The sequence below is a fragment of the Nocardioides sp. SRI_004 genome (assembly GCF_057586415.1).
Genome location: NZ_JBYCZV010000008.1, coordinates 126,901 through 144,272 on the forward strand (window position 1 = coordinate 126,901; position 17,372 = coordinate 144,272).

The 17,372-nt window shown below is 69.6% G+C and carries 21 protein-coding genes and 1 tRNA gene; 6 read left to right on the forward strand and 16 right to left on the reverse strand.

The genetic code is table 11. The features are described 5' to 3' along the window. Nucleotides 1–33: 33 nt before the first annotated feature. From AC2YHB_RS12865 to AC2YHB_RS12880, 4 genes are all read left to right on the forward strand, one after another. Nucleotides 34–108: transfer RNA gene (locus AC2YHB_RS12865), tRNA-Val, on the forward strand. Nucleotides 109–240: 132 nt separating this feature from the next. Continuing rightward, nucleotides 241–510 carry a DUF3263 domain-containing protein gene (locus AC2YHB_RS12870; RefSeq protein WP_487354041.1) on the forward strand — a complete coding sequence of 90 codons (270 nt, stop codon included), beginning with the start codon at nt 241–243 and terminating at the stop codon, nt 508–510. 28 nt (nt 511–538) lie between these two features. Beyond that, entirely contained in the window at nt 539–1,123 is a 585-nt protein-coding gene (locus AC2YHB_RS12875) for a hypothetical protein (RefSeq protein WP_487354042.1), read from the forward strand. Beyond that, complete coding sequence (locus tag AC2YHB_RS12880) at nt 1,120–2,091, forward strand: ImmA/IrrE family metallo-endopeptidase (RefSeq protein ID WP_487354043.1); 972 nt, start codon at nt 1,120–1,122, stop codon at nt 2,089–2,091. Before AC2YHB_RS12875 ends, AC2YHB_RS12880 begins: the two co-directional genes overlap by 4 nt. Before the next feature lies 1 nt (nt 2,092). Here AC2YHB_RS12880 and AC2YHB_RS12885 read toward each other — a convergent pair whose 3' ends face one another. Next, nucleotides 2,093–2,248, reverse strand: coding sequence for a hypothetical protein (locus tag AC2YHB_RS12885; RefSeq protein ID WP_487354044.1), 156 nt, complete (start codon nt 2,246–2,248; stop codon nt 2,093–2,095). 30 nt (nt 2,249–2,278) lie between these two features. Between AC2YHB_RS12885 and AC2YHB_RS12890 the strand changes: the two genes are divergently transcribed. Together AC2YHB_RS12890 and AC2YHB_RS12895 are read left to right on the forward strand one after the other, a co-directional pair. After that, nucleotides 2,279–2,587 (forward strand): hypothetical protein, encoded by a 309-nt coding sequence (locus tag AC2YHB_RS12890; RefSeq protein ID WP_487354045.1) that lies wholly within the window; start codon nt 2,279–2,281, stop codon nt 2,585–2,587. Nucleotides 2,588–2,726: 139 nt separating this feature from the next. After that, the gene (locus AC2YHB_RS12895; protein ID WP_487354046.1) at nt 2,727–3,149 is read left to right on the forward strand and encodes a hypothetical protein; all 423 of its coding nucleotides are present in this window, start codon (nt 2,727–2,729) and stop codon (nt 3,147–3,149) included. A 62-nt stretch (nt 3,150–3,211) separates the two neighbouring features. Here the strand turns inward: AC2YHB_RS12895 and AC2YHB_RS12900 are convergent, their stop codons facing one another. The 15 genes from AC2YHB_RS12900 to AC2YHB_RS12970 all read right to left on the reverse strand — a co-directional run bounded on the left by AC2YHB_RS12900 (nt 3,212) and on the right by AC2YHB_RS12970 (nt 17,371). Beyond that, the gene (locus AC2YHB_RS12900; RefSeq protein WP_487354047.1) at nt 3,212–3,415 is read right to left on the reverse strand and encodes a hypothetical protein; all 204 of its coding nucleotides are present in this window, start codon (nt 3,413–3,415) and stop codon (nt 3,212–3,214) included. Between the two features lie 94 nt (nt 3,416–3,509). After that, nucleotides 3,510–3,788, reverse strand: coding sequence for a phage fiber-tail adaptor protein (locus AC2YHB_RS12905; protein WP_487354048.1), 279 nt, complete (start codon nt 3,786–3,788; stop codon nt 3,510–3,512). Then, the gene (locus AC2YHB_RS12910; RefSeq protein WP_487354049.1) at nt 3,785–5,326 is read right to left on the reverse strand and encodes a glycine-rich domain-containing protein; all 1,542 of its coding nucleotides are present in this window, start codon (nt 5,324–5,326) and stop codon (nt 3,785–3,787) included. Before AC2YHB_RS12910 ends, AC2YHB_RS12905 begins: the two co-directional genes overlap by 4 nt. A 26-nt stretch (nt 5,327–5,352) precedes the next feature. After that, entirely contained in the window at nt 5,353–5,685 is a 333-nt protein-coding gene (locus tag AC2YHB_RS12915; protein ID WP_487354050.1) for a phage tail fiber protein, read from the reverse strand. A gap of 52 nt (nt 5,686–5,737) precedes the next feature. Continuing rightward, nucleotides 5,738–7,603 carry a hypothetical protein gene (locus AC2YHB_RS12920; protein ID WP_487354051.1) on the reverse strand — a complete coding sequence of 622 codons (1,866 nt, stop codon included), beginning with the start codon at nt 7,601–7,603 and terminating at the stop codon, nt 5,738–5,740. Continuing rightward, entirely contained in the window at nt 7,600–7,797 is a 198-nt protein-coding gene (locus tag AC2YHB_RS12925; protein WP_487354052.1) for a hypothetical protein, read from the reverse strand. Before AC2YHB_RS12925 ends, AC2YHB_RS12920 begins: the two co-directional genes overlap by 4 nt. A 4-nt stretch (nt 7,798–7,801) precedes the next feature. Beyond that, on the reverse strand, nt 7,802–8,104 hold the full coding sequence (locus AC2YHB_RS12930) for a ubiquitination-like system serine protease family protein (protein ID WP_487354053.1): 303 nt from the start codon (nt 8,102–8,104) through the stop codon (nt 7,802–7,804). Between the two features lie 4 nt (nt 8,105–8,108). Next, the gene (locus AC2YHB_RS12935) at nt 8,109–8,342 is read right to left on the reverse strand and encodes a hypothetical protein (protein WP_487354054.1); all 234 of its coding nucleotides are present in this window, start codon (nt 8,340–8,342) and stop codon (nt 8,109–8,111) included. After that, nucleotides 8,339–9,067 carry a hypothetical protein gene (locus AC2YHB_RS12940; RefSeq protein WP_487354055.1) on the reverse strand — a complete coding sequence of 243 codons (729 nt, stop codon included), beginning with the start codon at nt 9,065–9,067 and terminating at the stop codon, nt 8,339–8,341. The genes AC2YHB_RS12935 and AC2YHB_RS12940 overlap by 4 nt, the downstream gene beginning before the upstream one ends. Before the next feature lie 2 nt (nt 9,068–9,069). After that, nucleotides 9,070–9,687, reverse strand: coding sequence for a hypothetical protein (locus AC2YHB_RS12945; RefSeq protein WP_487354056.1), 618 nt, complete (start codon nt 9,685–9,687; stop codon nt 9,070–9,072). Then, the gene (locus AC2YHB_RS12950) at nt 9,684–10,307 is read right to left on the reverse strand and encodes a hypothetical protein (protein WP_487354057.1); all 624 of its coding nucleotides are present in this window, start codon (nt 10,305–10,307) and stop codon (nt 9,684–9,686) included. Before AC2YHB_RS12950 ends, AC2YHB_RS12945 begins: the two co-directional genes overlap by 4 nt. Beyond that, the gene (locus tag AC2YHB_RS12955; protein WP_487354058.1) at nt 10,304–10,600 is read right to left on the reverse strand and encodes a hypothetical protein; all 297 of its coding nucleotides are present in this window, start codon (nt 10,598–10,600) and stop codon (nt 10,304–10,306) included. Before AC2YHB_RS12955 ends, AC2YHB_RS12950 begins: the two co-directional genes overlap by 4 nt. Next, nucleotides 10,597–11,658: a hypothetical protein gene (locus AC2YHB_RS12960; protein ID WP_487354059.1), complete on the reverse strand. Its 1,062-nt coding sequence runs from the start codon at nt 11,656–11,658 to the stop codon at nt 10,597–10,599. The genes AC2YHB_RS12955 and AC2YHB_RS12960 overlap by 4 nt, the downstream gene beginning before the upstream one ends. Then, nucleotides 11,655–13,538 (reverse strand): hypothetical protein, encoded by a 1,884-nt coding sequence (locus AC2YHB_RS12965; protein WP_487354060.1) that lies wholly within the window; start codon nt 13,536–13,538, stop codon nt 11,655–11,657. The genes AC2YHB_RS12960 and AC2YHB_RS12965 overlap by 4 nt, the downstream gene beginning before the upstream one ends. Beyond that, nucleotides 13,535–17,371 carry a phage tail family protein gene (locus AC2YHB_RS12970; protein WP_487354061.1) on the reverse strand — a complete coding sequence of 1,279 codons (3,837 nt, stop codon included), beginning with the start codon at nt 17,369–17,371 and terminating at the stop codon, nt 13,535–13,537. Before AC2YHB_RS12970 ends, AC2YHB_RS12965 begins: the two co-directional genes overlap by 4 nt. Between the last annotated feature and the right edge of the window lies 1 nt (nt 17,372).

The window sequence follows — 17,372 nt, forward strand, 5'->3', positions numbered from 1 at the left end:
GTCTCCGACCGCGGTTCCTTGGGTTCCGCGTCCGGGCGATTGGCGCAGTGGTAGCGCGCTTCGTTCACACCGAAGAGGTCACTGGTTCGAACCCAGTATCGCCCACCAACCGGAAAACAGCCCCCGACCTGCGCATGAGCAGGATCGGGGGCTGTTTCGTTCTTCGCGGATTGCTACGTACGTGCTATCGCCAGGCCGCCGTGTCGCGATGTGTCGGACCTCGGTCGCAAGGTCAGTCGCATGACGTCCCAGCTCAACCAGCGCGACCAAGCAATGCTCGAGTTCGAGCGGCTGACCTGGCGCTACCAAGGCGCGAAGGAGTCGGCGATCAGCGAGCAGTTCGGGATGAGCGCGACCCGCTACTTCCAGATCCTCAACGAGCTGATCGACCAGCCGGAGGCGCTGGCCTACGACCCGGTCACGGTGAAGCGGCTCCAGCGGCTCCGGGCTGCGCGGCGTCGAGCACGGACTCCCCGGGCCTCGCGGCACGATGCAACATCGGTTGTGTAGATTCCACAGCCAATGTAGTATTTCGGGCATGCAGCAGGAACGGCTCAGCCCGGTCGCCCAGCACCTCATTGCCAGTTTCCACGACACCGGCGCCTACAGCCGTCAGTTCCGTGACGAGCACGGTTCGCCGCCTTCGCTTATGGCGAAGGTGCACCACATGCGGTCTGTGATCCAGGCGCTGTTCGTCGACGACGACAACTACGAGTTGTCGCCTAACTACGTCGACTACGGGAGGGTTGAGGTCACGGAGTTGCGGTCGGGCGAGCGCTTCCTCCTCAAGAGCTCACGTGCCGTCGCCATCGAGACTGCGACGTCTCGTCAGCAGGACGACGCCTTGTTCCCGATCGCCAATCTGGTCCGGTCTTCGGACGTCCAGGTCGTGGTGTATCGGTTCCACGGCACCGGCCTCGACCTTTCCCTCGCGCCCGGAAGCACACGTGGGCGCTCGGAGAGGATCTATGTCGCCGATGCTCCCGTTCCCGTCGGCACATGGTCCTACGAACTCGAAGACCTCGCCGACGAGCAGGTCATGCCCTTCGATCAAGACGCACGCGACACGTTCCGTGACATCGGCGATCTTGGTCACGACGAGGGGGCAGGCGGGTTCGAGTGAATCGCCTTCGCTCCTACCGCATGATCGAAGGGCTCTCGCAAGACCAACTGGGGGAACTGGTCGGCCTATCGCCGCAGATGATCTCAGCGATTGAGGGCGGTCGTCGCGTGTTCACGGGCGACCTCGAGCCTCTGGGTTACGCCAACGACCGATTCGAGCTCCCGGACATGTCGGAGCCGCTCCATCGTCAGCGCGCGTCGACCAGGGTGGCTACGCGGAAGCGCGCCAAGGAGCTGGTCAGGCTCGCCGGCGAAGTCTTCGGCGAGCTGCGTGCTCGCACGGATGGAGCCCCTGAGATCCAGTTGCGTCCCGGAGCCGCCCCCATTTCGATGGATGATCTCGACGACCTCGCGCTCGACGTTCGATACTCGCTTCGCCACGAGGAGTCCGGTGCGATTCGCAACCTGACCGCTCTGGTTGAGCGCGCCGGGGTTTGCATCGTTCCGATTGTCGGGCTTGGGGTAGACGGGATTTCGTCGTGGGTGGGCGACGTTCCGGTCATCGGTTTGGCCCCGAATGTTCCTGGCGATCGGTTCCGCCTGACTTTGGGGCACGAACTTGCCCATCTGCTGTTCCACAAGCGGCCGACCGCGACGACGGAGCACGAAGCCAACCGCTTCGCCTCCAACCTGCTGTTCCCCCAGGCGGAGTTCGAAGCCCAGATGCCTGATCGGCCCCAGCTCAAGGACTTCGTTGCGTTGAAGTCCGCATGGGGGGTGTCGGTCGCAGCTCTCGTCTACCGCGCGCACGACTTGGACATCATCGACGACAGTCGCTACCGGGCCTTGCAGATCCAGATGTCGAAGTGGCGGAAGAACGAGCCTGCACGGTTCGAACCGGTCCATGGCGAGTTGATGAACCGGCTCGTGGCGACCAATGGCGGTCCGGCGGTGGTCTCAAAGGACTTGGGAGTGAACCCCAAGCACCTCGCGGAGCTGACTAACTGGAGCCACCTTCGGATCGCATGACCTAGCGCTCAGGCCGCACCCACAGCAGCACCCAGTCCTCGGGCACCGCGGCGTCGATCTCGGCCTTGCCGGTCTCATAGTCGGTCGCCTCGACGCTCCAGTGCACGATCTCGGCCGCGGTGTTGTCCTTCGGTCGGCGGGCAGCGTGGATCAGCACGATGTCGGAGCGTAGACCTAACCTCCGACCATGGCCGGTCGTGGTGAGCACAAGCAGACCGACGGGGTCCTGGTCGCGCGGCTGCACGGCACCGCGCGGCGGATGGCCACGGAGGAGACCACCACCGAGGAGGCGGTCGCCGAGCTCCGCGCGATCACGACGCGTGGCGAGCTGCTGAGCAAGGCGGCCGGCACGCACATGGCGATGTTCCGGTCAGGGACCAGCCCGTTCTCCCGCGAGGCAGCCGACCTCCTGCTCGCGGCCGGTGCCGACCTTGAGCAGGCCGAGGTCGAAGCCGCGGCGGTAGCGGCTGACGAGGCGGCCCGTCACACCCGGTGAGTGGCCCCTCGGGTCAGCGTTGTCTCTCGCCCTCCCGAGGGGCGCATCCCTTCTCGGGGGACGTCGCCAACGGTACGACGGTGGCGGAGGTTGCAGCAACGGCTGCGACTGACGGCCGGTCGGCCTAGTCTCTGTCGCCATGAGGACTCGACTCGGACTGACGGTCGCTGCTGCGCTCCTGCTCTCGGGATGTGGGGACGACGGCGGGAGCGGATCAGACGCACAGCCTGACACTCCAACGACGACCGCAGCGTCGTCCGAAGCCACGGAGACTGAGCAGATCGACCTCGCCCGCGCCTGCGAGATGATCGCGGCAGAGTTCGACAACGACACCCTCAGCGAGGCCTCTTGGTCGAACAACGACACCTTGTTCGACCGCCTTCTCGCCGACGCCGACGTCGAGACCCGGCGGGCGCTGGCCGAGATCTCGGCGGCGACAAAGCTAGGTGTGGCCACGATCAACACTCTCGATTTCGCAGAGGCCTCCGCTGCTTTCGACTCCGCGGTACCCGAGCTCGCCGGGCGGTGCTCGGGAGCCGGCGTTGAGTGGAACCTCAGCTGAAGCCAAAACGGAAAAGCCCCGCCCTCCGAAGAGGGCGGGGGTTCGTCCGAATGGGGCGCGGTTCAGCGGTCACGGGCAATCTTCTCGAGGAGCTGAACTTGGGCGCGTTGCTCATCGCCGATCATCGCAAGCCGTTGAATCACCACCACCAGGATGAGGCCAAGACCAAGCAGCGATCGCGTGGCGTCGCCGTCAGCGGCGACTAGCAGGGCCAGACCGCCGAGTGTCACCACGACGCTGAACAGGTCCATCAGGTAGTTCATCACGAGGCCATCGTGCCGAATGGCGCGAGGAGCCGAAAGCCCCGCTTCTCCTCCTGCGCGGAGAGAGAAGCGGGGCGGTCGGCTTGCGGTAGCGAGGTCAGCGGTTCCTGATCACGATGTCGAAGGTGCGGTCGTCCGTGCGACCGGCCGCGGTAGTGATGCGGTTCGTGACCGGGTAGCGGGTGCCGACAGTGCCGCCCTTGAGCCAGATGGTCGCGGTGGTGTCGTCGTGGGTGTCGCCGTTTGAGCCGATCTCGAGGCCGTCGGGAAGGATCCACGTGGAGGTCTCGATGGTGTCGTCGACCGCGGCGAGCCAGTCGGCCCAGGAGCGGGTGTAGTCGAGCTCGGCGTCGGGGTCCTTGATGAACGACGTCATGTGGGTCTCCTGGTCGGGGCGGTGCGGGCTTCGGGTCGAACGACTGCGCTGCGGAGCTCGGCCGGGACGACAACGAGACGGGCCTCGCGTGCGGTCTCGCCGGTACGGCGCTCGGTCGCGGTGGTGGCGGTCCTGCTGGCCGGGGTGACGACGACCGCGGGCAGGGAATGGGTTGCAGTCCAGGCGTGCGCCCCAGACGATGCGCCTTGGGGGTGTCGTACGCCGGCCGCGGTGCCGCCGTAAGTGCAGGTGGCGGGAGCGGTCCCTCGGGGGCGGCGGGCGCCGACGGCTGCACCGGTGGAGGCGTGGCTGCCTGCTGCGGTGCCGTGGGTGTCGCGGTGGCCGGCAGCGCTCGAGCTCCATGCGTGGGCCCCGGTCGCGGATCCATCTCGGTCTCGATGGCCGGCGGCAGACCCGGCCCAGGTGTTCGCTCCGGCGCTGTGGCCGCGGCGGGTGGTGTGTCCGGTTGGCTCGGCGGCCCAGGCGTGGGAGCCGGTCGCGGTCCCGTGGGGGACGGTGTTCGAGCTGGCCGATCCGGTCCAGATGTGACTGCCGGCCGCGGTCGCGCGTGGGTGACGGACGCCGGTACTCGCGCCGGACCAGCCGTGCAGCCCTTCCGAGGCGCCGGACTGGTCGCGGTGTCCAGCGGCGGTGCTGGTCCAGGCGTGTGCGCCCGCGGTCGTGCCCGACTGGTCGCGGTGGCCCGAGGCCGCGGCGGTCCAGTTGTGGGCTCCGGCGGTCGTACCGTGGCGAGCGGTGCGCCCTGCGGCCGTCCCCGCCCAGATTGCGGCGCCGGCAGCAGTGCCGCGGGGGTCCTTGCTGCCGGCCGCGGCGCCGGTCCAGGCGCTCGCGCCGCCGCTGGTGCCGTGCTGGCGGCGGCGGCCGGCGGCCGTCGCTGTCCACGTATGGCCACCCGTCGCGGTGCCGTGGGGCGGCGGGACGGTGTAGGTGATGCGGACGACGCCACTGGTGCCGGCGCCGCCGATGCCGCCGCTGTTGTTGCCCTTGCCGCCGCCTCCGCCGGCGCCGTACCCGGTGCCGACCTTGCCCGCGAGGCTGCCCGTGACGCCGCCCGCTCCACCGACGGCACCGAGGGTGGTTCCGCCGCCGGCAGCTCCGTCGGTCCCGGTGGAGTTGGTCGCGGTGCCGCCGGCCGCGCCTGCCGTGGCGGTTCCGCCGGACCCGCCGGTGCCACCTGCGCCGCCGTTGCGCGCCGAGGCGCCGGTCCCGCCCTTGGCGATGACGGTGCTGGTGTTGAACGAGCTGTCGCCGCCGGTGCCGCCGGTGGCGGCGGTGCTGTACGCGGCGCCGGCGCCGGCCGCGCCGACGGTGTAGGGGTAGTTCGTGCCGGGGGTGACGGCGACGTTGCTGAGGATCCGGTACTCGCCCTCACCGCCGCCACCACCACCGGCTCCGAGCGCGGTGCCGCCCTCGCCGCCTCCGCCGCCGCCCTTGACCTCGACGCTGTCGAGCATCGTGACGCCGGCCGGGCACGTCCAGGTGCTGCTGCCGGGTGTGGTCAGGGTGACGGTGGTCATCGCTCAGACCGCGGCTGTGGCTCGGGTCAGCTGCCGGCGACGGTGAGGGAGTCGAGGGTGTACTCGCCGGCGGAGTTGAACGAGGCGTCGCCGGTGACGCCGCGGAAGGTGCCGCCGCTCGAGGCGGTCCACAGGCCGACGTGGGTGACGGCGCCGTTGGATGCGCCGCCGGTGAACGCTTTCGCGCCGCTGATCGCGATGTCGCCGCCGGCGGCGGCGCCCCATCCGGCGGCCAGGCGTCCGGCGGTGGTCTGGTTGGCGCCGGTGGTGCCGGGGTCGGCGGAGTGGAGCGCGAGGTGGGTGGCGTCGGCGGCGAGCGCGTTGGCCATGAGGTTGAGGGCGCTGTCGTGCAGGGGCATCGGGGTTTCCTTCGAGGGTGGTGGTCAGGTGCTCCCGAGAGGGAGGCGTCGGTCAGGTCCAGATGAGGCCGGGTCGCGCGGACAGCTCGTTTAGGCGGGCGAGGATGGCGTCGGTGACGATGCGCTCGCCGGCGTCGTTGAAGTGCGCGTAGGCGCCGTCGCGGTCGGAGATGTGCAGCGCCTTGTCGTAGCCGTAGGCGATGACGTCCATCGTGATGACGGACTCGTCGGCCGGCCAGTGGGCGACCTCATCGTCGATGAAGCCGTTGTAGATCTGGGTCTTGGCATACGAGGCGCCGTAGGCGGTGAGCTGGGAGTAGTAGGCCGCGGGGAGCTCGACCTCCTTCATGATCAGCACGGTCGGCGGGGTGAGCGACTCGACGAGTAGGCCCTCGTCGCCGAGCACCTTGCTGGCGCCGCTGCTGGTGATCGCGATGGTGTGCACGCCGGCGGGCAGGACGCCGAGGTCGATCGTCTTCTGGCCGTAGCAGTAGTCGAGGGCGCCGAAGCGGTGCTCGTTGCTGGTGGTCCCGACGATGGGTGTGCCGCCGTCGACGACGATGGAGTAGCCGGCGCCGCCGGTCCCGCCGAACGGGGCGCCCTTGGCGACGTACTCGGCGTCGTCGATCGCGGTGGTGACCCAGTGGACCCGTCGCGCGGTGGGCAGGTGGATGACGTAGGTCGCGGTGGTGGCGTCGGTGATGGTGCGGACCATGTTGCCGGTCGAGAACGCGGTGCTCGTCTGCGTGGCCCACCCGGCGCTGTAGACCGGGGAGAAGGTGAGCGTGACCGACGCGCCGGCGGTCGCGTTGACGTCGACCTGGCTGGTGCGGCTCGAGGAGAGCTTGAACCCGCCGAGGCCGCCGTTGATGAGGTCACCGACGTAGGTGTTGGGGGGGATCCCAGCGCCCTGGACGAGCATGCCCTTGTACCAAGGCGAGGCGACGGCGTTGGTGATGTTCGGCGAGCCGTTGGTGGTGGTGTAGGTGCCCTGCAGCACGGACTCGATGCGGACCTCGGCGCGAGTGAGCGCGACGATCGAGCGTAGGGCGTTCTTCGCCGACGCGCGGGCCTTCGCGGTCGTGGAGTTCCGGTCCGAGCGTCCGTCCTGGGCGGCGTCGTTCCCGAAGGGCCAGATCATGAACACCGCGGCCTGCATGGCCTTGTTGACGAAGGTCGACGCCCCGACGCTGGGGCTCCACTCGTTGTCGCCGCCGCCCTGTCGGGAGGTGTCGGCGCGGGTGCCGTACATCAGAGCTGCAGCGTCGGCGGCGAGGTGGCCACCGACGGACCCGTTGAAGAAGAACCCGGAGCCGAGGCGGCGGCGCAGGCGGTTGTAGTGGATCCGCTGAGCGGTGACTCCCACGCCGCGGGACGGGCCGTACTGGAACAGCGCGCGGCCCTCGATGATGCCGTTCGGCAGGACGTCGACGATCGGCTCGAGGGCAGGTGCGATCGCGGCATCGAAGGCTGCCCGGGTCTGCGAGCTCTCGTCGGCGAGGTTCGCCGCAGTCGCTCCGTCGATGGTCGACGGCGCGGGTGCCGGAACGGCGGGGAGGCCAGCAGTCGACCCGGCCTTGCTGGACAGGTCGGCGTCGGCGAGGTGCTGGAAGAACCCGGAGGTCCACGTCCACTTCTGGCCGGTCGCGTCGGCCCACGAGACGTCCACGGCGTAGCGAAGACTGCCGTCGGCGATGTTGGTGCCGGTGGAGTCGGTGGCGATGAGGTCGATGGAGAAGGTACGGCCGTCGTCGAGGGTGATCCGCTCGGGGCCGCGCATCATCACCACGCCGGCGTCGAGGTCGACCAGGGCCTCGTCCGTTCCGGTGAGGTTGGTCCGGACGGTCGCGAACACCGAGCGGGCCTCGGCGTCGAGGATGGTGCCGAGGTCGCCGGTCAGGGTGTGCTTTGTGGTCACCGAGTCTCCTTCGGTCGACGCGGGTAGCCGCGCCACAGGTGGGGGATCATGTACGCGCTCAGCCCGCCCCAGAACGGGACGACAGCCCAGCGCGGGATGTAGCGGCGGAAGGTGGCGCAGATGGTCGGCAGCCCGCGGCGGTGGCGTAGGTAGTTGAGGGCGATGACCCCGAGAAGCCCGACGACGCCGGGCACCGTCTCAGCCCTCGCTCGCGGGCCACTCGGGCAGATCAACCGTCTGCCCGGCGAACTCGTGGGTGCAGTCGCCGAGGAACTGGATCCGGCCGTCGGCCACGAACGAGTGGCACACCGTGCTGAGGTGTTGGTTCGGCGGGCTGACGTCGTACCGGACGAGCACCGACGGGGTGAACGTCGGGCGCTCGAGGTCGCCGTTCCACGACCAGGTCCCCTCGACGATCTGGTGGGCGTTGTTGCAGCCGGGGCACCAGAAGTGCACCATCGTGCGCCCGTCGACGGCGCGGCCGGTGCTCGCGCGAGGCACGGCGCTACTCCTCGGGGAAGAGCAGGCCGCGGCGACGGCGGGCGGGGGCGGGTCGGTTGCGCGGGGCGGCGTACACCGCCGCGGCGGTGACGAACGGCGTGGCGGCCGCGGTGATCCACTCGGCCGCGGTGATCGCGGACCCGCCGTCACTGACGGGCAGCACGGCGGCGATCAGGAGGCTGGCGCCGGGCGCGACGAAGCCGACGGCGGCCTTCCAGTAGGGGGCGATGCGGTTCATGCTGCTGCTCCGATCTGCTCGTCGTAGACGGCGTTGAAGTGGTCGGATCCGCGCTTCGCGCCGAGACGGCCGACCCAGCGCCGGCCGACGGCGTAGGCCCAGTCGGTGCCCGAGCCGGTGAGCACGGGCCGGGCGCCGGCAGCGCGAGCGTTCTCCCGGGCGGAGAACTCGTCCTCGACGGAGGGGGCCTGGTTCTGGTCGCCAACGTCGATGAGGTCGCCGACGTTGCCGGCGTGCGCGCGAAGCTGGATGCCGAGGTCGCGGTGCGCCGCGGCGTTCTTGCGCGGGTTCCACACTGCGTGCAGTCCCCGGACGGTGAGGTCGCCGCGCGGGGTGTCGATCGTGACCCACGGGACTGCGCGGCCGTCGATGGTCTTGCCCTGGGGGCCGGTCCAGTCGACCTTGGTGCGGATGATGCCGTGGTCGAGGACCTCGACGTCGCGGCGAACGAGGATCATCGTCGACGCCTCGATCTCGCCGCGGCCGGTGTACCGGCGGTAGCCGTGGGCGCGGATCCGGGACCGGTTGCGGCGCTCGAGCCAGAGGTCGATGGCGGCCCGGTTGCCGCCGGTCTCCATGAGGACCATGACCTCGGTGCCCCCGCGGGCCAGGGCGTTGAGCGCGCGGCGGATCTGCCGGGCACCCTTGCGCGTCCGGCCGCGGCCGACCTTCATGTTCCACGCGATGACGCGGACGCCGCGCCGGCGCACGATGGGGCGCGACATCGTCAGCCCTCGTCCTCGAGGAGCGCCTTGATGTCGTCGACCTTGGCGCCCAGCTGCTCGGCCACCCGCACGATGAGCCGGGTGTTGACCTGGCCGCGGGCGACCGCCCGGGCGGAGTCTCGGGCGGCCTGGTCCAGCTTCGCTGCCTGCTCGGGGGTCATCTCGTTCTCCTCCATCTGGGCCTGGGCCCACTCGATGCCCTGGCGCCAGGTGCGCAGGGGCCAGTGCACGCCGACGCGCGGGCCGTTGTCGGGCACGCCGGCGTTGTCGTACAGCGGGCCGGTGCCGTCTCGGCCGGCGTTGAGGTCGGCGACCTGCGGCTGCGCGATCGTGTTGTGCGTGCAGCCGTTGAGCCGGACGTGGCAGTGGTAGTTCGTGCCGCCGTCGGCGTTGCGCCACCAGCGGTTGAACGCGGCGCCGCCCATGTTGCGGGCGGTGCGGAGCTCGTCTTCGGAGAGCGGCTCGTAGTCGGCGGAGCCGCCGCGCTCGTGGAAGTTGGCGCTGGCGGGGGCGTCGCCGACGAGTTGGAAGAGGCGCGGCTGGCGGCCGATGAGCTGCTCGAAGGCGGGCAGCCAGGCGGCGAGACAGGTGCAGGCGGGCAGGCCGCGGTAGCTCGTCATCGTCGTGCTCCTTGGTCAGGGTTGCCGGGGCCGACGCACGAGGAACCGGCGACGGGCTGGGAGGTGCCGTCGGTGTAGGTGACGACGAACTGGCCGCCCTCGCAGGTCACGGACTGGATCCCTCGGCCGTCCTTGCCGTCGACTCCGTCACGACCATCCGCACCAGGCGCGCCGTCCTTGCCGTCGATGCCGTCCTTGCCGTCAGCCCCCGGAGTTCCGGGAGTTCCGTCGCTCCCGTCTGCGCCACCAGCGCCGGTGCGTCCTTGGTCGCCTCGACAGCGGGGGTAGCCGATCTCCTCGATGCATGACAGGCCGCGCGGTCCGGGGATCGGGACAATCTGGCCGGGCTCGGGCGGGTCGCTGGGCTCGACGACCGGCTTCTCGCCGAGCTGTCGGAGCTGCTCGGCGAGCGCCTGCATCGCGGCTTCCTCGCGGTCGAGGCGCTCGGCAAGGTCGCGGCGGTCTGCGAGGGACTGCTCGTCGCGCTTCTCGAACCCGCGGTTCTCCTCGTCGAGCGATGCCACACGGCCTGCGAGCCAGACGAGGGCGAGCAGGACGACGACGATGACGAGCCACGCGAGGACAGCGATTGCGCGGCGAGACGGTACTGGTGCCTTCATGATGCGACCCCTTGGACGCGGGTGATGATGTCGGCGACGAGAAGGACGAGGCCGATGAGAACGCCGGCCGTGACTTGGCGGCGAAAACCCGCCTGTGCCTTGTTGTCGCCCTCCAGCTCGCCGAACCGACGATCGTCGGCCTCGCGGTGGGCGGTGTACTCGCCCCGAGGAACGTAGGTGGAGGCGAGCGTGGATGTGAGCGCGTCGAGCCGGGCCGCGAGCGTGTTGATCTGCGAGACCGCCGCCCGGAGCTCGATCATCAGCTCGCGCGTCGTTGGGTCCGTGGTCGTCATCGGGCGGCCTCCGTGGTCGCTTTGAAGTCGGCGAGGATCTCCTCGAACGTGGTGGCGACCAGTCCGACGGGGTCGATCTGGAGGCGGCGTTCCTTGTGGCGGCGGGTCTTCTCGCCGATCACGAAGTCGAGGTAGCCGCGGCCGTTGCGGGGGTCGATGGTGTCGAGCATCCGGGCGGTGTCGCCGGTGTGGACCTTGGCGAAGTTCGCCGGCCGGAACCCGAGGGTGCGGATCTGCCCCTCGGCGAGCTCGAGTCCGTTGAGCCAGCCGGTGCGGCCGGCCTGGGCCTTCTTCCAGATGCCCTGAGCGATCGATGTCGCGCGCGCAGCAGACATGGGGCCGCGGTGCACGACGGACGCGCGGCGGCCGATCCCTCCCGCAGGAGTGGACGCGGGGTAGAACGCGGTGCGGTAGCGGCCCGAGGTGGAGTCGAGATACCGCAGCGCGACCTGGTCGGTCACCTCGACGTCAGAGACACCGAGGACACCCGCGCCAGGGACGATCAGCCACTTCGGCGTGGCCTCGTCTTCCGGGCGCGTGACGAGGCGCCGGTCGGGGTGAACGTACCACTGGCTGTCCTGCTCGTCGGCCCACAGGTTCAGCAGCTCGTCGAGACTGCCTGGTTCGGGATCGTCGTGCGTGGAGTCACCCTCGGGGCCCGCGATGTCGCTGTTCCCGAAGCTGCTGATCCGGACCCAGTCGGTGTACCCGAGCGCGGCGGCCTGGTCGATCGCGGTGTTCGGCTTCGAGGTGAGCGCGCCGAGCGCGTTGAAGCACGGCGCTCCCTCACCCTGTCGGGCGATCCCGATCGCGGCGAACTGCTTCTCTTCCCAGTCGGGCTCGGCGAGGGTGCCGGACCAGGTGAGCTCGGCGCCGGAGTAGATCTCCACGCGGGCGCCGCGCTTGAGGCACGACGGTCGTTCGCGGTTGCCCAGCGCCATCGACCATGTCGCGTCGAGCGGACCGTGTCGGCCCTCCACTTCCTCGAGGTCGCCCCAGGCTGCGACGGTGGCCAGCCATGTCGTGCCGACGCGGATGCTGGTCGCCGCGGTGGTCACGCTGCCTCCGGGTCCACCAAGGCCGGGCCGGGTCGGGTGAGGAACCGCTCGAAGTACTCGAGCTCGCAGGCGGCGTACTTCTTCCCGTCGGCCACGGTGAGCAGGTGCATGAGGCCGGGCTTGAACAGGTGGGTGCCCATCCGGTTCGCCATCCGGGTCACGTCCTGGGAGCCGTAGGCGGCCCAGGTGCCCACGACGGCCGGGCGGGGGGAGTCGAGTTGGGGGGAGCGGAGCTCGAGCTTGTAGGGCCCGGTGCTCGCGGTGGTGTTGATGACGGTGACGGCGCCGTTGTCGTCGTCGAGCAGCCAGCCGTCGTCGAAGTCGACCGCAGCGCCGCCGCTGGCCATCGAGATCGACAGCTCGATCTTGTGGGTCGACTCGTCGTCGAGATTGGCGAGGATCGGTAGTGGGATCGTGCCGAGCTGGTGGATGGCCCAGACGTCGCTGTCGTTGCTGAGGAGGATCTCTCCGGACTCGACGACCTCGGAGCCGGGGAAGTCGGTGCCGGCCGAGTCGACGAGGTTGGCCGACCAGGTCACGGTGATGGAGCCGGTGAACTTGAGGCGCGCGAAGATCGCGTAGTTCGCCTCGCTGACCGAAGAGACCGGGATGCGGGCGACTGTCGGAGCCGACAGGTCGTTCGAGTGGCCCGACACCGAGTCGGCGTCCGGTGCTGCGAGTGCAGACGAGAAGACGAGGGGACGCAGAGCCACGGCCGGGTTGGCGCCGGTGTAGATCATCGCCGTGCGGGTCATCAGCTGGTCCGTGCCCGGGTCGCCGTCCAAGGTGGTCGCGAACCGCACCGCCGCCTGAGTGGGCGCAGTGCCGCCGACGACGACGGTCCTGGCCATCTGGTAGCCGTCGGTGCCGGTGAGGCCGAGGCGGTCCGTCCGGCTGACGTCGACGACTCGCAGCACCACGGCCCGCGTCCGACTGCCGCGCTGCACCCGCAGGCGCACGAGCACCTCGTCGAAGGTGGTCGGCGCGAGGAAGTAGTAGCGGTCGACGGAAGGGTCGGACGTCGGTGCGATCGCGACGGGGTCCTTGATCTCGTCGAGCTGGCTACCGGTGAAGCGCGCCGAGATGGCCGAGGTGTCCGCCCAGCCCTGTGGACCGTCGGCGTTCGAGGCGGACTTCTCGATGTCGATGACCAGGTACGGGGTCCCGGTCATCGTGACCGTCTGGTCGAGCTCGAGCGAGAGCCAGCCGTAGCCTGAGCCTGCCGCGAGGGTCCCAGTGGTGCGCACTCCACCCGAGACGAGGGTTGGGCCGGTGAGCGACGACCAGGCCCCGGAGGTCGGGGACACCTTGCGCGTCCAGCCTGCGAGCGTGGAGGCGTCGTTCACGGACACGATGACCGGGTCGCCGTCAGGGTCCTCGGGCACCTCGAGCGCCGGCACCACGACCGTCTCCTCCGGGTGCGTCCACGGCAGGCACTCGAAGGTGAGGGTGTAGTACAGGCACGCCCGCATTACCTCGTCGACGTCCCACCCGTCGGAGTAGTCCCCCTCGAGCTTGACCGTGACGACGTCCAGCACACAGGGCCACGCGTCGCCCGACGGCGGCCGCCACACCAGCGGCGCCGGCCGTTCGGCGAGCGCCGCGGTGGTCAACGCCGCCTCTCCCTGGGCCAACGCGAGGCCGTCCGGCGCCGAGACCCGAACACGGACCGTGGCTTCGCGGTTGCCGTAGGACGTGACCACCGACAGCGACCCGTCGGTCAGCATCGACTCGACGACCTCGACCATCGGGACCGGGTTGCCCAGCGTCGACCCGTCGGCCATCGTCTCGACCTTGAATGGCAGATCCGGTGAGACCTCGGCGTCGAGCGCCAGCGCACCCCACGTCAGCTCGTGCGCTTGGGCATAGAGCAGCGTCACGTTCCCCTGACCTTCCCTCGATGCTGTGAGCGGCCCGCCGAACGGCCGCCCTTGCGCTGGCTCTGCCGGTCCTTCTCGTGCTCGCCGGAGTTGCGGCGGCCGTTGCGGTCGACCGTCCGCTCAAGGCGGTCGATCTTCTTGCCGATCGCGGCCAACGCCGGGCCGTAGGCGACGCTGCCGGCGATCGAACCGCCGGTAGCGACGAGCGAGGCCCGCTGGTTGAACAGAGCGCTGAACTGCCGCAGCTGAGCCGGCGTCATGCCGGCCATCTGCCTGACGCGATCCACGTCGCCATCACGCAGGATCTCCGCAAGCGCGGCGCCGGTCAGGCCCTTGCGGCGCAGCGTCCGCGCACCGGAGTTGAACGCCTTCGCGTCGGCGATGTCGCCGCGCAGCACGGAGAACGGGTCGCCGCGATCCGACCACGGGTCGCCCTCCCACAGCGGAGACACCAAACCGGTGCCGACGCTGTCGCTGAGCTCCGAGCGCCGCTCGAGCAGGCTCTCCCGACGCCGCTTGAGCTTCTTGAGGCTCGACTCGCTGGCCCTGGCCTCCTTGGCCAGCCCCTTGAGTGCCGACGCAGCCCCGCGGGCCGCCCGGGTCCCGGGCCCACCGCCGTCCGCGCGCATCGCGGGGCCGCCCAGGTGACCGCCGTCGGCGAACCGCATCAGCGAGTCGTCGACGGCATAGCCGAGCCGGCGGCCGGTCTCGGCCCAGATGTCACGGTTCCGCTCGCGCTGGCTGGGCTTCCCGCTGATGTACGCCTCCCAGCCGGTCTCCTGCTCGCCCCACAGGATGTTCGCGCCGCCGGGCACGATCTGGGACTGGCGCTGGTAGTAGCGGCCGTCGACGCCGTACCCGCCGTCGGCGAACCGGAGGCCGCTGTCGGCGTAGGTGTAGAGCCCGCCGTTGGCGTTGGCGTCCTTCTTGTGCTCGGTGACGTAGACGTTGACGTACTTGTCGTGCAGCCCGTCGAGCCGCGACTTCACCCCCGCGAGCGCGGTGTTGGCCTGCGTGGCGTCGACCTTGACCTCGGGCGTGGCCTTCTTCTTGTCGGCCTTCTCGAGGAGCTTGATGATGTCGGTGGTGCCCTTCTTCGCACCCTGGTCCTTGAGCTTGATCAGGGCCGTCCGCTGCTTCTCCGTCAGCCCGAACTGCTTGACCAGCTTGTCGACCTCGGCCGTGGTCTTCGGCACGCCGTTGGCCTTGATGTCGGTCTGGATCCACTTCGGCAGCGACGCGTAGCCACGGCGCAGAACCTTGACCTTGCGCGAGACAACCTCGATGCCGGCAGCCTCGATGGTGGTGCGGACGAGCTCGGGCGTGAGGCCCAGTTGGCGCAGGTAGGCGCGCATCTGACGACGCGAGATCCCAGCCGCCTCGCCCGCTCCGAGCAGCGTCTCCCGCTGCTGCCGGAGCGAGCGAGCCAGGTCCTCCGACGACGCACCAGCGGCCGCCTGTGCTGTCAGGGTCGACTGGAGCTGCTCGACCCGACCGCGGATCGCCTCACGGTTCTGCAGAGCCGCGTCGCTGTTGCCGCGTAGCGTCTTCGAGTTCTCCGAGAGATCGTCGTTCAGGGACCGAATGCTCTTGACCCAGTTGTCAGTCTGTTCCGACAGGGAGAGCCCCGGCTGCAGGGCCCCCGAGAGCGCCTCACCAAAGGCGGCAGCCCGCATCTCGGCGCTGCTGAACTGGTCGTCAAGGTTCGCGATCGCGGTACCGACAGCGTCGATCCGGGCCGCGTTCGAGTTCATGTAGGTGAGCTCTTCGTTGAAACGGGAGGCGAACTCGTTGATCTCCTTGAAGTTGCTCCCGTCGAGCTCGCCCATCTCGGCGAACTCCTCCCACGTGACGCCCATCTTGTCGAGGACCGGCTGCAGCTGGAGGGCGCCCTTTTCGATGTCCTTCATGTCGTAGAGGACGCCGTCCTTGAGGTCCTGCAGGTGGACGTTCAGGCCGAGGCTCGGCATCAGGTATCCGACACGATTGACGAAGTCGGCCGATTCCTGCTGGGTCTTCTTCTGGAAGTCGACCGGGAGCATGACGCCGTCCTTCTTGGAGACGGTCATGCCCAGGTACTGCTTGATCGAGGTCGGGTTGAGCCCGCCCATCTTCGCGTCGGTCTCGGCGATCGAATCCGACAGCGCCTTGAAGCTAGAGATGATCGTCGGGAGATCGTTCGACTCCAGGGCGTCGTTCCAGCCCTCCACCGTGTCCTTGGCCGAGTCGGCGGACTTCTTGACGTCGAGGAACGCGCCAACGAGACCGCCCGCGACTGCACCCGCGCCTCCACCCATCATGGCTCCGGTGAGCGCCAGCGTCGCGGTGTTCGCCATGCCCATCTTGTCGGCCATGCCAGAGGACGCGAACATGACGCCACCCATGAGCGCCGCCTGCTTGCCGAGAGCGGCCGCAGACTGGCGGAGAGCGGCCGCACGGGACTGCTGGGACTTGGTGTTCTTGTCGGCGGCGGCCGTGGCCTTCTGGTCGCTGTCGGCCGCGGCCTCGTTCGCCCCCGTGAGTTCGCCGGCCTTCTCGGCCGCCTCCTCCACGGTGTCGGCCAGCGACGCCTTCTCTTCGGCGTTCTGAGCGGACGCCTCGGCGGACTCGGTCTCCGCGTCGGTGGTGGTCTTGAACGCTGAGGCGAGGTCCTTCGCGTTGGCGATCGCGTCGGTGATGCCAGCGCCGATCGGCGACGACGCGGCGGCAGCGTAGCCCTGCTTGGCCAGGCTGGCTACCGATGACGTCGCGGCGAAGCCGACGAGTGCTCCACCGAGCGGCGACGAGGCGATGGACTCGACAGCGCCGGCGAGAGCCTGAATGCCGTCGAGGACGGGCCCGGAGAGGGGTGCGGCGGCGGTGCCGATGGCGACGACGGCTTCGGCGAGGGAGAGGGCAGTGTCGACGACCTCCGGGCCGGTCTCCTGGACGTAGGCGAGGAACTTCTCGAAGCCCTCGCTGTCCTTGAGTCCGGAGGCCCACTTGTCGAAGACGTCGGCGCCCTTGGCTAGGCCGCCGAGGACGTCGTCGTTGGCGGGGTCCATGGCCATCCACAGCTCGGACATGCCGTGGGCGAGGTCGCCGACGGCGCCGCCGATGGTGGTGAGAGTGGGGCGGGCCTCGCCTTCGAGGAAGTTCACGAACTCGGTCCACCGGCCGGAGGTGAGGTCGACGGCACCGCCGGCGATGAGGTCGCCGATGACGTCGGAGTAGGTGCCGACGAACTGCTCGAGTCGGGGGAGGGCGTCGTCGAGCTCGTCGAGGGCCCGGCCGGCGCCGTCGAAGATCCCGGCCGCGCCAGTGTTGCGGACCTCGCGGAGCGCGGGGATCATCCGATTCAGCTCGAGCACGAACGATGCGGCCTCGGGGGCGAGGAGCTTGAGCTGGCGCTGGGCTTCCTCGATGTCCTTGGCGGACCCGGACAGCTCGGCCTTGGCCAGTGCCTTCGACGCCTCGCCCACGCCCTGAACCGCGATCGCGGTGACGCCGGCGGCGACGGTGGCGATGCCGAGGACGTTCGCGAGTCCCGAGATCGCGGGGATGGCCGAGGCCGAGATCCCCGAGAACGCAGGGGTGAGCGCCAGGCCCGCCTTGCCCATCAGCCCGAGCCGCTTGGTGTAGGAGTCGAGCCCGGACTCGCCGCGCTTCAACGAACTGGTCAGCCGGTCGGTGTCCCGGATCGACGTCTCCGTCAGCGAGCTCTGCTTGATGCTGGACTTGCTGAGCGACTGGATGTTCCGGTCGAGCAGCTTCGTCGCAACCGCTGCCTTGGTCGCGGTAGGGGTGAACTGGTCCTCAAGGCTGAGAACAACGCGCTCGTGCCTCGTGGCCATC